Consider the following 14,592-nt stretch of genomic DNA (forward strand, 5'->3'; position numbering starts at 1 on the left):
TGGGCCCGAAAGGATCAACCCGTCTTGCGGGCAGCCTCGGCCGGCAAAGCCGCCACGGGACCAAAAACATCCTCGAAGGCTGATTTCAGCGCCAGATCCAGATCGGCCATGCCGAGGGGCAGGCCGAGGTCGACGAGGCTAGTGACGCCGTGATCCTGGACGCCGCAGGGCACGATGCCGCCGAAATGGGAAAGGTCCGGCTCGACATTGATGGCAATGCCATGGAAGGTCACCCAGCGCCGCAGCCTTATGCCGATTGCCGCGATCTTGTCCTCGGCAGGTGAGCCGTCGGGCAAAGCAGGGCGATCTGGCCGTACCACCCAGACACCAACCCGGTCCTCGCGGCGTTCGCCGCGCACGTTGAAGGCGGCGAGCGTGCCGATGATCCACTGTTCGAGCGCCGCGACGAAGGCGCGCACGTCCTCGCGCCGGCGCTTCAGGTCGAGCATGACATAGGCGACCCGCTGGCCTGGCCCATGATAAGTGTATTCGCCGCCGCGTCCGGCCGCAAAGACCGGAAAGCGATCGGGTTCGATCAGGTCCTCGATGCGGGCGCTGGTGCCGGCGGTGTAGAGCGGCGGATGTTCGACCAGCCAGACCATTTCGCCGGCAGCCCCGCCGCGGATCGCCTCGGCGCGCGTCTCCATGAACGCAAGCGCATCGGGATAGGCGACAAGGCCCGGCGCGACCAGCCATTCCACCGGGGCCGAACCGGGCAAGGGCAGGAACGACGTGGCAATCTGGCTGCGTTCTGGCATGGCGTCTCTCTTGTCGCCTTCCATATGGCGACATCAGGCGGAAACGTCCAGTTCGCCGTGCGCTTGGGCGCCGAGCATCCGACGCGCCGGCAAGACAATGAGTGCTTGCTGGTTCAATTCGCAGCTGTGTCGTCAGGATGATTTGGTGCGGTCGAGAAGACTCGAACTTCCACGGGTTGCCCCACAGCGACCTCAACGCTGCGCGTCTACCAATTCCGCCACGACCGCACGTGGTAGAGCCGGAACCGACCGGCTCGCGGCGTGTAGCAAATCGTTTCCAGCGAAACAAGTGCGCCACGAGTATTTAATCGCTGGGAATGGCTATAACGGATCAATCGCTTTGCGCGCCCGGAAACGAAGGCGGCGGCGCGTCTTGGAGACTGCGTCGCCGCGTCCGTCTTTCGCCCGAACCTGCGGCTACGCCGCCTGCTTCCTCCGCGCCAGCGTATCTGCCACAACCTCGCCAAACGATGACGGCGTCGGCACGATGATGACGCCGGCCTCTTTCAGGATCTCGACCTTTTCCTGCGCGGACTCGCCGAAGGCCGAGATGATGGCGCCGGCATGACCCATGCGGCGGCCTTTGGGGGCGGACAGGCCGGCGATGTAGGCGATCAGCGGCTTCCTCATATTGTCGCGCGCCCAGATCGCGGCTTCGGCTTCCTGCGGTCCGCCGATCTCGCCGATCATGACCACGGCGTCGGTCTCGTCGTCCTGCTCGAACAGCTTCAGAACGTCCTTGAAGGAGGAGCCGTTGATCGGATCGCCGCCAATGCCGACGCTGGTCGACACGCCGATGCCGAGCGCCTTCATCTGCGAGGCGGCTTCATAGCCCAGCGTTCCCGAACGGCCGACGATGCCGATGCGGCCGGGCAGGTAGATCGAGCCGGGCATGATGCCCATCAGCGCCTGTCCCGGCGTGATGATGCCGGCGCAATTCGGCCCGACCAGCCGCATGCGGTCCTCGAAGCGGTAGCGGCGCATGTAGCGCTTGACCTGCATCATGTCCTGCGAGGGGATGCCGTCGGTGATGCAGACGCAGAGCTTTATCCCCGCATCCGCCGCCTCCATGATCGAATCGGCTGCAAAGGGCGGCGGCACGAAGACGATGCTAGCTTCGGCACGGGTCTCGCGCACCGCGCCCTTGACCGTGTTGAAGACGGGCAGGCCGAGATGCGTCTGGCCGCCCTTGCCGGGCGTGACGCCGCCGACGAGCTTGGTGCCGTAGCGCTTCATGTCCTCGGCATGGAAGCTGCCGATCTTGCCGGTGAAACCTTGCACGATGACGCGTGTGCTGCGGTTGAGCAGGATTGCCATTTTTCCGTCCTCCCTCAGGCTGCTTTTTTGTTGGTGGCCACGCGCCAGGCGGCGACGGCTTTTTCGGCGGCTTCGGCGAGCGTGTCGGCGACGATCACCGCCTCGCCGGAATCGGCCAGGATCTTGCGCCCTTCCTCGGCCCTGGTGCCGGACAGCCGCACCACCAGCGGCACGTTGACGCCGACCTCGCGGATCGCCTTGATGACGCCCTCGGCGACCCAGTCGCAACGGTTGATGCCGGCAAAGATGTTGACCAGGATGGTCTCGACATTCTTGTCGCCGAGCACGGCGCGGAAGGATTTCGCGACCCGCTCGGGCGAAGCGCCGCCGCCGATGTCGAGGAAGTTGGCCGGCTCGCCGCCAGCGATCTTGATCATGTCCATCGTCGCCATGGCGAGCCCGGCGCCATTGATGATGCAGCCAATATTGCCGTCGAGGCCGACATAGGAGAGGCCGCGATCGCTGGCGAAGGTTTCGCGCGGGTCTTCCTGGCTCTTGTCGCGCAATTCGGAGATTTCGGGCCGCCGGAACAGCGCGTTCTCATCGAACGACATCTTGGCGTCGAGCGCCACCAGGCTGCCGTCACGGGTCACCACCAGCGGATTGATCTCCAGCATCGAGGCGTCGTAGTCGCGGAACACCTGGTAGCAGCTGAAGATGGTCTCGGTCGCCTTGCCGATCAGGCTGTCCTCCAGCCCGAGCCCGAAGGCGATCTCGCGCGCCTGGAAGCGCTGCATGCCGACGCCAGGATCGACGGTGGCGCGGATGATCGAATCGGGTGCCTTCTCGGCTATCTCCTCGATCTCCATGCCGCCGGCGGCCGAGGCCACGATCATGACGCGCTCTTCCTTGCGGTCGAGCACGAAGCCGAGATAGAGCTCCTGCGCGATGTCGACGGCTTCCTCCAGATAGAGGCGCGAGATCAGCTTGCCACGCGGGCCGGTCTGGTGCGTCACCAGCTTGCGTCCGAGCATGGCTTCGGCGGCGCTGGAAATTTCCTCATCATTGGCGCAGAGCTTGATGCCGCCGGCCTTGCCGCGCGCGCCGGAATGAACCTGCGCCTTCAGCACCCATTTGCCGCCGCCGATCTCGCGCGCCCGGTAGGTCGCCTGTTCGGGGCTGTAGGCCAGGCCGCCACGCGGCACATGGATCCCATGCCGGGCGAGCAGTTCCTTGGCTTGGTATTCGTGGATGTCCATTCTTTTCTCCTCCCCAAATCGTCAAAGTGCCGCGACGTGCTGTTGGCCGGCGCGTTCGATGGCGTCGTTGACCACCAGAACGTTGCGCGCCATGCGTTCCGACGCGGCGTCGATCATCTTGCCGTCGAGCGCGGCGGCACCCTTGCCCTGCGCCTCCGCCTCTTTCAGCACTTCGAGGATGCGGCGGGCGCGCGTGACTTCCTTCTCCGGCGGCGAGAAGACGTCGTTGGCCAAGGCAATCTGCGAGGGATGGATCGCCCATTTGCCTTCGATGCCGAGCGCGGCGGCGCGCCTGGCGGCCGCCTTGTAGCCTTCCGGGTCGGAGAAATCGCCGAACGGTCCGTCGATGGCGCGCAGGCCGTAGGCGCGGCAGGCGACGGTCATCCGCGACAGGGCGAAATGCCACTGGTCGCCGGGATAGTCGGGATTGAGGCCGCCAATATTGACGGTCCGCGCCTTGCAGCTTGCCGCATAGTCGGCAACGCCGAAATGCATGGCTTCCAGCCGTCCAGGGGTGGCGGCGATAGCCTCGACATTGGCCATGCCGAGCGCGGTCTCGATCAGGGCTTCCAGGCCGACACGGGTCTTGAAGCCCTTGGCCATCTCGATCTGGTTGACCATGGCCTCGACCATGTAGAGGTCGGCCGGAACGCCGACCTTGGGCACCAGTATGGTGTCCAGCCGGTCGCCGGCCTGCTCCATGACGTCGACAACGTCGCGGTACATGTAGTGCGTGTCCAGCCCGTTGATGCGCACCGAGACGGTCTTGCCCTTGGCGCGCCAGTCGATGTCGTTCAGGGCCTGGATGATGTTCTTGCGTGCGCGTTCCTTGTCGGGCGGCGCGACGGCGTCCTCAATGTCGAGGAAGACGAAGTCGGCGGCGCTGTTGGCCGCCTTGTCCATCATCTCCGGGCTGGAGCCTGGAACCGCCAGTTCGCTGCGCTGCAGCCTGAGTTTCTTGAGGTGGTTAATGGTGTGGCTCATCGTCGACTCCCTCAGGCGGCTTCGGCGACCGGCAGCGCGGCCGAGGCGCGGAAATGCTGGATGGCGGCGCCGACGCCGGAGCCCGGCGCCAGCCGGACGCCACAATCGAGCAGCGCCATTTCCGCCGCCGAAAGCGAGGCCAGAACCATCACCTCGTTCAGCCAGCCGAGATGGCCAATGCGGAAAACCTTGCCGAACACCTTGTTGAGGCCGCCGCCCAGCGAGGTCTGGTAGGCCTGGTAGGCGCGCTTGACGACGTCGCCGCTGTCGATGCCGTCCGGCACGAGAATGGCGCTGACCGTGTCCGAATGCCATTTCGGCGCCTTGGCGCAGAGCTTCAGGCCCCAGGCGTCGACCGCCTTGCGCACACCTTCGGCGAGGCGATGGTGGCGGGAGAAGATGGTCTCCAGCCCTTCCTCGGCGATCAGGTCGAGCGAGGCGCGCAGGCCGCGCAGCAATTGTGTAGCCGGGGTGTAAGGGAAATAGCCGGCATCGTTGGCGCGGATCATGTCCTCGAAGGAGAAGAAACAGCGCCGGTGGGTGGCGGTTCTCGAAGCGACGAGCGCCTTCCTGCTCACCGACAAGAAGCCGAGGCCGGCCGGCAGCATGAAGCCTTTCTGCGAGCCGCTGACGGCGCAGTCGACGCCCCATTCTTCCTGGCGAAAGTCGATCGAGCCGATCGACGAGACGCCGTCGACGAAAAGAAGGGCAGGGTGGTTCGCATCGTCGAGCGCGGCGCGGCAGCCGGCGACGTCGCTGGTGACGCCTGTCGCCGTCTCGTTCTGTGTGCAGAAAATCGCCTTGATGCGGTGCGTCTTGTCCGCCTTCAGCCGCTCCGCATAGAGTTCCAGCGGAACGCCGGTTCCCCATTCGCAGTCGATGACGTCGACCTCGAAACCGAGCCGTTCGGCCATGTCGACCCACAGATGCGAGAACTGGCCGAAACGCGACATCAAAACGCGGTCGCCTGGGCTGAGCACATTGGTCATCGCCGCTTCCCAGGCTCCGGTGCCCGAGGACGGGTAGATGAAGACGCGGCCGGTCTCGTTCTTGAAGACCCGTTTGATGTCCTCGAACAGCGGCAGAGTGAGGTCGGGGAAGGTGGCCGCGCGCATGTCCTCCATCGGCAGGTTCATCGCTTGGCGTACCTGCTCGGGGATATTGGTCGGCCCGGGAATGAAAAGATGGGTGAAACCGGCCATGATGCGAACTCCTCCTGATCCAGCAAAGCGGTGGTGGGAGTTTCGTTTCGACGGCCGATGCCGACAACACCTTGGCGGGTAAGATCTCACCGCATGCGGGTGGGTATGGCCTACCCGGTCGCCCTACCCGAAAGGCTGCCTTTGGCTACGCCTCTCTCGTGAATAGAGCGCGACCGCCATGGCGCGGTTGCGGACGTCCAGCTTGTCGTACAGATTCTTGAGATGGTACTTGACGGTGTTTTCGGAGATGCCGGTCCGGGTGGCGATCTGCAAATTGGTCCAGCCGTCGGACAATACCGCCAGCAGTTCACGCTCGCGCACGGTAAGCCGGGATAGAGGCGTATCGTTGACCTTGTTGATGTCAATATAGGGGATGCAGATGCGGCCGTGCGCGACAGCCAGGATCGTGTCGAAGATGATGGCGGGATCGTCGAACTGGAAGCAGTAGCCCTGGGCCCCCAGGCGCACGCACTGTTTCAGGATGCCGATGTCATGGTCGTTTGAAAAGACCGCGATGCGAACGTCGAGCTTGCGGGTCTGGACCTCGGCCAGGACATCAGCGCCATCCATGTCGGAGAGCTTCCAGCCGATCACGGCGACATCGAACTCCTGGACCGCTGCCAGCTCCAGGAAATGCCTGCCGCTTTGTACGGAGGCCAAAAGCTCGAAGCGCCCGTCGCAGTCCAGCATTTCGCGCAGAGCCGATATGACGAGCGGATTGCGTTCGGCCACGACCACGCGAACGCGCCGCTCGTCGATTGCCTTGTTTTCTGTCCGCGACCTGATCTTCAAGGGCTTCCGGCTTTTTTGTTGCGGCTTGGGGGTCCAGCCGATGCCTGGACCTGCATCATGACAATTCTGCCCCAATCGCGCACGGGTGCTCTTTCCCCAGCGACATGCGCTGTCGCGTGGCCGGGCCACAAGCACACCCGCTTTTGACGGAATCGACCAGGTTGCGCACGCCGGACAATGTCGCGTCGGTGGAAAACGACGCCTTTGCGCAAGCGGGATTTTCGGCTGAATTCCCGTGCGTTGGAGCGACGGGCTGCGAAATCGAATCATGCCGCCGCTCCAAATTTCTTGTTTGTGGTCGGACCCAAAACCGATTTCCACTTTTCGGAATCATGGTCTAGACCTGACTGGCAACCTTTCCGGGATTCTGATGGCTGGAGACGCTGGTGGAAGGCCAGGACAAGCAGACGACCTCCGCCAAGGCGGCTGACGACGCCCACGCCGACATCTATGGCGAGGACGGCGCGGTTCTTTCGTCCTTCCTTGCCCAGATCGGTGCGGCGATCGCCGACCGCGACACGCTGACACTCAAGCGCGAAGTCGACGACCTGCACCAGTCGGAACTTGGCGACCTCATCGAGGCGCTGCATCCCGAGCAGCGGCGCGCGTTGGTCGAGCTGCTGGGCGCCGACTTCGATTTTTCCGCGCTGACCGAAGTCGACGAGGCGATCCGCATGGATATCGTCGACAATCTGCCCAATGCGCAGATCGCGCAGGCCGTGCAGGCACTCGATTCCGACGACGCGGTCTACATTCTCGAAGACCTCGAGCCGGAAGACCAGGACGAGATCCTGTCGCAGCTGCCGTTCACCGAGCGGATCAGGCTGCGGCGCTCGCTCGACTACCCGGAAGAGACCGCCGGGCGGCGCATGCAGACCGAGTTCGTCGCTGTGCCGCCTTTCTGGACCATCGGCCAGACCATCGACTACATGCGCGAGGACAAGAACCTTCCGGACCGCTTCAGCCAGATCTTCGTCATCGATCCGACCTTCAAGTTGTTGGGGGCCATCGATCTCGACCAGATCCTGCGCGCCAAGCGCGCGGTCAAGGTGGGGGAGGTCATGCATGAGACGCGGCACGCCATTCCCGCCACCATGGACCAGGAAGAGGCGGCGCGGGAATTCGAACAATACGACCTTCTGTCGGCCGCGGTCGTCGACGAAAACGAACGGCTGGTCGGCGTGCTGACCATCGACGATGTCGTCGACGTCATCCAGCAGGAGGCGGAGGAAGACCTGCTGCGCATGGGCGGCGTCGGTGACGAAGAGCTCTCCGACAGCATTCTGGCGACCTCGCGCTCGCGCGTTCCCTGGCTGCTCGTCAATCTGCTGACGGCATTCCTGGCGGCATCGGTGATCGGCCTGTTCGACCACACGATCGAGCGGATTGTGGCACTCGCCGTGCTGATGCCGATCGTGGCCGGCATGGGCGGCAATGCCGGTTCGCAGACCATGACCGTCACCGTGCGGGCGCTGGCGACCAGGGATCTCGACATCTACAACGCCGGCCGCATCATCCGCCGCGAGATGGGCGTCGGCTTCATCAACGGCATCGTCTTCGCCGTGCTGATCGGCATCGTCGCCGCAAGTTGGTTCCGCGACCCTAATCTCGGCGGCATCATCGCGGCGGCCATGATCATCAACATGTTCGTGGCGGCCCTTGCCGGCATCCTGATCCCGCTGCTGCTCCATAGGTTCAAGGTGGATCCCGCGGTCGCTTCGGCGGTTTTCGTCACCACGGTCACCGATGTCGTTGGATTCTTTGCCTTCCTCGGCCTCGCGAGCTGGTGGTTCGGCGTCCGGTAAGTGTCTCAATTGACTTTTACGTAAATGCCGTGCGAGGCTTGTGCGGGGTGCCGCGTCGATTCCGGCGGGCAAGGGTTTGGTTCGGGACAGAAGGGAGACGCCGCATGGCGATCGCCTGGAATTCCGGCAGGGAGTGACAATGCGGGAATATTATTCGATCACCGAACTGACCCGCGAATTCGACGTGTCGACGCGGACGCTGCGTTTCTATGAAGACGAGGGATTGGTGCAGCCGGTGCGGCGCGGCCGCACACGCCTGTTTCGCCCTTCCGACCGCCACCTCATCCGGCAGATCATGCGCGGAAAACGCCTCGGCTTCTCGATCAACGAGATCCGCGAGATCATCCAGATGTACAAGGAGCCGCCGGGCGAGGTCGGGCAGCTCAAGCTGATGATCAAGCGCATCGAGGAAAAGCGCGAAGACCTCAGGCAGAAACGTCGCGACCTCGAGGAGACACTGGCCGAACTCGATCAGGCCGAGGAGTCTTGCGTCGAGCGGCTGGTCGAGCTCGGCGTCAACACCTAACCCTGCTCAAATCCAGCGCCGCACTCGTTTTGCATAGTCGCGGTATTTCTTGCCGAATTTCGCCGCCAATATCTTTTCCTCGCCCTCGATCGCGACCTTCTGAGTGATGAAGGCCGCGACGAAGGCAAGCAGGAAGAACCAGGCGATGCCCGAGACGAAGGCGACGCCGATCAACAGCAGCGTGTTGGCCAGGTACATCGGATTGCGGCTGACGCCGAAGGGGCCGGTCGTGACGAGATGATCGGGCACGGCGTTGGGATTGAGCGTGGTCCTGGCCCGTATCATGGTGCGGATCGCTGTGAACCAGAGTACGGCCACGGCGAACAATGCCACCCAGCCGGCGGCGAACAAGATGTCGCCAAGGAGATCGCCGATCCAGGGCAGCGGGATGTAGAGGCCGAGCACGACACTGATGAGGATGGCGGCGGCGTAGATCACCGGCGGCCACGGTACCAGCCCAGGCTTCGGCCCGGTCGCAGGCTTCGGTTCGATCCCAGGTTTTGGCCCGATCATTGTGTCCCTCCCTCCGTCATCTTGTCGTCGGTCTTGGCGGTGCACGTTGCGGCAAGATCGGACAGATGCGCCCTGAAGTCCGCAGTCTGGTCGTTGTTGAAGAGCCGATCAAGAGAGGCTTCACCTTCGAGCGTTTCGAGCATGCAGCCGCAATAGCTCGAACAGAAGGTTGCGTTGCGCATCTGCTCGCACGATCGCTGGCAGGTTTTCAGGAAATTGACCTGCGGGGTTTCGACCTGCGCCGGCATCACTTGCGAGAACAGCCAGACGCAGCCGATCAGCAGCGGCTGGTGGATCAGGTAGAAAGCCAGGCTGTGGCGGCCGATGAAGACCAGCGGGTTGGACCAGCGTCCGGGCGCCAGGTTCGCCAGGCGTGCCCTTATGCCGGAGGTGGAGGCGAATTTCGCCACCGCAATGCCCGTAAGCACGGCGCCGAACCAAGGGAATAGCGGAACGTAGTCGTTGGAGCGCGGATTGATCGCCGACAGGCCGATCCACCAGAGCCAGGGATGATCGAGAGCCTCGAAGCGCAGGTAGACTGGTGCCGCGATGACGAGCGCGGCGACGGCAAGCGTCAGCAACGCCGGCAAGCGCAGGAAGGCGAGGCCGAGCAGGCTGGCGAGCGCGATCTCGTGCAGGATGCCGAAGAAGATGAACCCGTCGGGCGTGGCGATGCGAGTGACGACCGAAATGGCGACCGCCGCGCCGGCGATCATGGCGAACCGCTTCCAGAAGCCGTTCCAGCGGATCTGTCGGCCATGGGCGAGATAGAGGCTGACGCCAACCAGGAACAGGAAGGTCGATGCGATGCAGCGGGCGTAGAACTTCCACCAGCCGAAGGCGGTGAGGCCAGGATCGGTGTAGCCGAAGAATTCCAGGTCCCAGGTGAAGTGGTAGCTCGCCATCGCGATCAGCGCGATGCCGCGCAAGATATCGATGGCGACGATGCGCTTCGATGGCTGCGGGACGGGTGCGGTCGGCGTGTGGATGCTCATGGTCTCGCGATCTGATTCAGCCCCTCCACGACGACTATCACGGTTGCACCGGATAGAAGAAGACCGGTCGCCTTGGCCTGGACCGCGCGGCGGGGTCCGCGCCAGCCGCCGGGTTGGGCCAGCGCGGAAAAGTCTTTGACCGGCTTCGCTTTTTGCCGGATGTGCGTCGGTTTCCTCTTAATGGGCCTGAAATGTCCACGGCAGATTCGACGCCGCGATTCTGCTTTGGGGAAGCAATGTCCACCCATGTTCGCCATCCGATCTGGCTTCCGGCCCTCAAGGCCGCGGATGCGCGCACCTTCGCCTCGCTTTACGCGGTCGAATCCTTCGCCCGCGCCATGGTGTCGAGCGTCATACCGATCCAGGCCTACGAGATTCTCCACAACGAGCAGATCGTCTCGATACTTTACACCGCCGTGTCCCTGCTCGGCCTGTCGGTGACCTTGTTCATGCCGATGCTGATCCGCCGCTTCGCGCGGCGCTGGGTCTACACGGCGGGCGCCTGCCTGCTCGCTATCGGCTCGCTGTTCTTCGTCACCCATACGCTCGCCGGGCAACTGGCCGGGATGCTGTGCCGGGTGATGGGCGCCAGCGCGCTGTCGATCACGCTCAACCTCTACATCATGGATCACATCCGCAAGACCGATTTCATGCAGGCCGAATCGCTGCGCATGGCGTGGTCGATGGTTGCCTGGACCTGCGGGCCGACGCTCGGCATTTTTCTCTATACGCGCTTCGGCATTTATGCCGCGCATGGCGCGGTGGCGGTGTTCGCCATGGCTTTACTGGCGCTGTTCTGGACCTATCGGCTGAGCGACAACCAGTCGATCCGCCCGGGCAAGACACGACCGGCCAATCCGCTCGCCAACATCGGCCGCTTCGTCGCGCAGCCGAGGCTGAGATTGGCCTGGCTGATAGCCTTCGGCCGTTCCTGCTTCTGGACGACCTTCTTCGTCTATGGACCGCTGTTCATGGTCATCACCGGCGAGGGCGAATTGGCCGGCGGCCTGCTGGTCTCGGCCGGCAACGCGCTGCTGTTCATGGCGATCTTCTGGGGCAAGGCGGGGAATCGCTTCGGCGGCCGCAGGACCATGACATTTGCCTATTTCGCCATGTCGGCGACGCTGCTGGCGGCCGGTGCCGTGGGCGAAACCGTGCCGTTGCTCACCGGTGCCTTCCTGCTGTGCGGCGCCTTCTTCACCATCGCGCTCGACGCGCTGGGTTCGACCGCCTTCATGCGCTCGGTGCGCTCCTATGAGCGCGCGCAGATGGCGGCGGTCTACCGCACCTATCTCGATTTTTCCGAACTGACGCCGCCGCTGGTCTATTCGGTGGTGCTGGCCTTCTTCGGCCTGGGCTCGGTGTTCGTCACGCTCGGACTGCTTGCCGCGTTCTGCGGCTTCATGACCTGGCGATATCTGCCGAAGTCGCTGTGATCTTCAGGCCTCGGGTGAGCGCGCAGCGTGCCGTTCGCGCACCCAATCGTGGAAGCGGTGAAGGTCGTACTCCTCGGGCATCAGCACGCCAGCTGTATGACGCATCGAGCGCAGGCCCTTCTGGTTGACCTCGCAGATTGCCGCGTCCTCCTCCAGCACCTGTGTGCCGAAGGCAACGATGTTGTCGACGTTGGTCTCAGCGAGCGCCTCGGGCGCGAACAGCCATTCCGCGGTCAATTCGGTCTGTTCGGGACCGAGCGGCGTAAGCCGCACGGTCCTGACATAGTCGACATGGCCGACAATGAACATCGACGGCAGGTTGGTGGCGTAAGTCTGACCGGCGGTTCGTTCCGCCGGCGTCAAGCCCGGGAAGACCGGCCCGTGCGCCTGCCCATCACGCGACCATGTCTCAGCCCCGGTGCGCAGGCCGCCGGAAAATTCCGGCGCGTCATTGTCGGCGTGGCGGAGCCATTCGGGATCGTCATGCCGGCTCATCAGGCCGCGGCCATAGATCGGCACCAGCCGCGACAGGTCCTTGTGGACGCCCGGGCAGTGCAGGCACTCGTTGAAGTTTTCCCAAAAAATCTTCCAGTTGCAGTTCATCACCTTGCGCAGCACGTGCCCTGATACCAGCGTTTCCAGCGGCCAGTTGCCGAAGTCGCCGGAGGCCGGGTCGAAGGAGGATTGCGCCGAGCTGGCGGCATCTTCCGCAAGATTGACGAAGACGAAGCCCCGCCACACCGAGAGCGCGACGCGATAAAGCGGGTGATCGGCCTTGTCGAAGCCGTCAGGCAGCGATTTCGACAGCACGCGCACCAGATCGCCACGCAGCGAATAGGACCAGGCGTGATACGGGCAGGTGATCAGCCGCGCCTTCAGCCGGCCCTGGCTTTCCTGGCAAAGCTGCGAGCCGCGATGCCGGCAGGTGTTGTGGAAGGCATGCAACTCGCCGGTGTCGTCGCGGAGCAGGAGGATTTCCTGCGTACCGACGCGGAAGGTGCGGAACGCCAAAGGCTGGGCAAGGTCGGCCTCGCGGCAGACGAGCAGCCAGTTCCTGTACCAGATGGCGTCGAGATCGCGCTGATAGTTGTCCTGGTCCCAATAGGCCGACGAGGGCAGCGTCGGCTCGGTTCGAGTCAGGCCGTTATAGGGCACGCACTCGCTGGCATTGGGCTGCATGGCTGGTTTCCCGTGAGGGGTGCCAGCCGACACCCGGCCATGAAGTTTGTCAATCGGGACGGGATGAGGGCAGCTTCGCCGATACGGCGCTCCTGCGCTGGCGGCTGTCGGAATTTGGTTTGCCGGGCGCGGCGAATTTCCCTATAGTCCCCGATGTCGTCGGTTCCTTTTTGGAGCCAAGAGGGAATGCGGTGCGGGCAGGAATTCCTGCCCAATGCCGTGGCTGCCCCCGCAACTGTGTGCGGTAGTCCTCTCCATATGCCACTGAAGATTTTTCTTCGGGAAGGTGGGGAAGGGCGCTTATCCGCGAGCCAGGAGACCTGCCGGCGACAGGAAACTGACTTCGATGCCCTCGGGTGGAGGGCGAAAGGACAAGACATGACTACCGCTTCCGTCTCCCTCGGCGCCTCCGTCTCCTCGCAGTCGCGCTTCATGCAGCTCGCGCTTGCGGCGCTGCTCGGCATCTTCGTCGTCGGCTTTGTCGGCTTCTCGCATATCGATGCGGTCCACAATGCTGCCCACGACTATCGCCACTCGATGGCGTTTCCCTGCCACTAACGAGGATCCGACATCATGAATCTGTTTCGCAACGTCGTGTTCGTCGCGGCGATCGCGGGGCTCGTGGCCGGTGTCGTTCTCGCCTGCATGCAGGCCTATGCCACCGTGCCGCTGATCCTCAAGGCGGAAGTCTACGAAAAGGCCGGCGGCGGCCACCACCATGATCACGCGGCCGCACCAGCGGCGACCGATGATGCCATGAGCACGGTGGCGCCCGCTGGGAATGCCATGAGCTCTGCCGCGCCCGCGGGCACCGATGCCGTGACACCGGCGGAGGAAGACGAAGGCTGGGCGCCAGCCGACGGTTTCGAGCGTTTCGCCTTTAGCGTGGTTGCCAACATCGTCACCGGGATCGGCTTCGCGCTGGTCCTGGTCGCGGTTTCCGAGTTCTTCGGCGGCGTCGGCAACTGGCGCCAGGGTGTGTTCTGGGGCCTGGCCGGCTTTGCCGTGTTCACACTGGCACCGGGTCTCGGACTGCAGCCGGAACTGCCGGCAATGCCGGCGGCCGATCTTCTGCCGCGCCAGATCTGGTGGACGGCGACGGCGGCCGCGACCGCGACCGGCCTGGGCCTGATCGTGTTTCGCAGATCGTTGCCATTGACCATCCTCGCCGTCTTGCTGATCGTCGCGCCACATGTCGTCGGCGCGCCGCAGCCCGACAGTTTCGAAACACCGATCCCGGAAGGCCTACACCATCAGTTCGTGGTGGCGGTGACGGTGACCAATCTGGTGTTCTGGCTGGTGCTCGGCGCGATCGTGGGCGTGGTGCGCAGGCGCTTCACCGGCATGGCGACCAGCCTGCGCGACAGCTTTGCCTGATCGCGGCAGGCTGACCTTCATCATCGGTGGTGCGCGCTCCGGCAAGAGCGCGCACGCCGAAACCCTGATGACGGCATTGCCCTCGCCATGGGCCTATATCGCCACGGCGCAAGCCCATGACGACGAGATGCGCGAGCGGATCGCGCTGCACCGCTCGCGGCGCGGTGAGGGCTGGTCGACCATCGATGCGCCACTCGACCTCGCCGAAGCGCTGGAGGCGTTGCCAGACGGGCAGCCGGTGCTTGCCGACTGCGTGACGCTGTGGCTGACCAATCACATGCTGGCCGATCACGACGTCGAGGCCGCGTGCCGGCGGCTGGCGGACGTGCTGTCGCGGCCGCGCGGACCGTGGTTCGTGGTAACGAACGAGGTCGGGCAAGGCATCGTGCCCGACAACGCACTGGCGCGTCGGTTTCGTGACGATGCCGGCCGGCTCAACCAGCGGGTCGCCGCGATTGCCGACACGGTGCTGCTCATGGTGGCGGGGCTACCGCTCAAGGTGAAGTGAA

Annotated in this window: 15 protein-coding genes, 1 tRNA gene and 1 riboswitch; of the genes, 6 read left to right on the plus strand and 10 right to left on the minus strand. The window is 64.1% G+C overall.

What is annotated here, in order from left to right; translation table 11 throughout:
- Positions 1-14 precede the first annotated feature (14 nt).
- The 7 genes from lipB to FJ936_RS12415 form a co-directional block, all read right to left on the minus strand.
- Positions 15-758: a lipoyl(octanoyl) transferase LipB gene (gene lipB / locus FJ936_RS12385; RefSeq protein ID WP_141906616.1), complete on the minus strand. Its 744-nt coding sequence runs from the start codon at positions 756-758 to the stop codon at positions 15-17.
- Between the two features lie 143 nt (positions 759-901).
- Positions 902-986 (minus strand) — tRNA-Leu (locus tag FJ936_RS12390).
- Positions 987-1,175: 189 nt separating this feature from the next.
- Complete coding sequence (gene sucD, locus FJ936_RS12395; protein WP_015317363.1) at positions 1,176-2,075, minus strand: succinate--CoA ligase subunit alpha; 900 nt, start codon at positions 2,073-2,075, stop codon at positions 1,176-1,178.
- A 14-nt stretch (positions 2,076-2,089) separates the two neighbouring features.
- Entirely contained in the window at positions 2,090-3,274 is a 1,185-nt protein-coding gene (locus tag FJ936_RS12400) for a malate--CoA ligase subunit beta (protein ID WP_015317364.1), read from the minus strand.
- Positions 3,275-3,295: 21 nt separating this feature from the next.
- On the minus strand, positions 3,296-4,258 hold the full coding sequence (locus tag FJ936_RS12405; RefSeq protein WP_140788676.1) for a CoA ester lyase: 963 nt from the start codon (positions 4,256-4,258) through the stop codon (positions 3,296-3,298).
- A gap of 11 nt (positions 4,259-4,269) precedes the next feature.
- Positions 4,270-5,460 (minus strand): aminotransferase class V-fold PLP-dependent enzyme, encoded by a 1,191-nt coding sequence (locus FJ936_RS12410; protein WP_140723999.1) that lies wholly within the window; start codon positions 5,458-5,460, stop codon positions 4,270-4,272.
- Between the two features lie 123 nt (positions 5,461-5,583).
- Positions 5,584-6,252 (minus strand): response regulator transcription factor, encoded by a 669-nt coding sequence (locus FJ936_RS12415; RefSeq protein ID WP_140661014.1) that lies wholly within the window; start codon positions 6,250-6,252, stop codon positions 5,584-5,586.
- 386 nt (positions 6,253-6,638) lie between these two features.
- On the opposite strand from FJ936_RS12415, the gene mgtE reads away from it, so the two are divergent.
- A complete protein-coding gene (gene mgtE, locus FJ936_RS12420; RefSeq protein WP_140788672.1) occupies positions 6,639-8,057 on the plus strand; it encodes a magnesium transporter in 1,419 nt (472 codons plus the stop codon).
- A 139-nt stretch (positions 8,058-8,196) separates the two neighbouring features.
- Positions 8,197-8,583 (plus strand): MerR family DNA-binding transcriptional regulator, encoded by a 387-nt coding sequence (locus tag FJ936_RS12425; protein WP_006203215.1) that lies wholly within the window; start codon positions 8,197-8,199, stop codon positions 8,581-8,583.
- Between the two features lie 6 nt (positions 8,584-8,589).
- On the opposite strand, the gene FJ936_RS12430 is transcribed toward FJ936_RS12425, so the two are convergent.
- Complete coding sequence (locus FJ936_RS12430) at positions 8,590-9,096, minus strand: isoprenylcysteine carboxylmethyltransferase family protein (protein ID WP_140788670.1); 507 nt, start codon at positions 9,094-9,096, stop codon at positions 8,590-8,592.
- Positions 9,093-10,091 carry a DUF1624 domain-containing protein gene (locus FJ936_RS12435; protein ID WP_140788668.1) on the minus strand — a complete coding sequence of 333 codons (999 nt, stop codon included), beginning with the start codon at positions 10,089-10,091 and terminating at the stop codon, positions 9,093-9,095. Before FJ936_RS12435 ends, FJ936_RS12430 begins: the two co-directional genes overlap by 4 nt.
- 236 nt (positions 10,092-10,327) lie before the next feature.
- Between FJ936_RS12435 and FJ936_RS12440 the strand changes: the two genes are divergently transcribed.
- A complete protein-coding gene (locus tag FJ936_RS12440) occupies positions 10,328-11,527 on the plus strand; it encodes an MFS transporter (RefSeq protein ID WP_141906617.1) in 1,200 nt (399 codons plus the stop codon).
- 3 nt (positions 11,528-11,530) lie between these two features.
- Here FJ936_RS12440 and FJ936_RS12445 read toward each other — a convergent pair whose 3' ends face one another.
- Entirely contained in the window at positions 11,531-12,706 is a 1,176-nt protein-coding gene (locus FJ936_RS12445) for an aromatic ring-hydroxylating dioxygenase subunit alpha (RefSeq protein ID WP_141906618.1), read from the minus strand.
- 143 nt (positions 12,707-12,849) lie between these two features.
- Positions 12,850-13,049, plus strand: a riboswitch (cobalamin riboswitch).
- Positions 13,050-13,084: 35 nt separating this feature from the next.
- On the opposite strand from FJ936_RS12445, the gene FJ936_RS12450 reads away from it, so the two are divergent.
- From FJ936_RS12450 to cobU, 3 genes are read left to right on the plus strand one after another with little or no spacing between them, the layout of a single operon-like run.
- Complete coding sequence (locus FJ936_RS12450) at positions 13,085-13,264, plus strand: CbtB domain-containing protein (protein ID WP_015317373.1); 180 nt, start codon at positions 13,085-13,087, stop codon at positions 13,262-13,264.
- 15 nt (positions 13,265-13,279) lie between these two features.
- Positions 13,280-14,083: a CbtA family protein gene (locus tag FJ936_RS12455; protein WP_141906619.1), complete on the plus strand. Its 804-nt coding sequence runs from the start codon at positions 13,280-13,282 to the stop codon at positions 14,081-14,083.
- Complete coding sequence (gene cobU / locus FJ936_RS12460) at positions 14,076-14,591, plus strand: bifunctional adenosylcobinamide kinase/adenosylcobinamide-phosphate guanylyltransferase (protein WP_140788662.1); 516 nt, start codon at positions 14,076-14,078, stop codon at positions 14,589-14,591. The genes FJ936_RS12455 and cobU overlap by 8 nt, the downstream gene beginning before the upstream one ends.
- The last annotated feature ends 1 nt before the right edge of the window (position 14,592 follow it).

Source organism: Mesorhizobium sp. B2-4-13 (genome assembly GCF_006658535.1).
Classification (GTDB): Bacteria; Pseudomonadota; Alphaproteobacteria; order Rhizobiales; family Rhizobiaceae; genus Mesorhizobium; species Mesorhizobium australicum.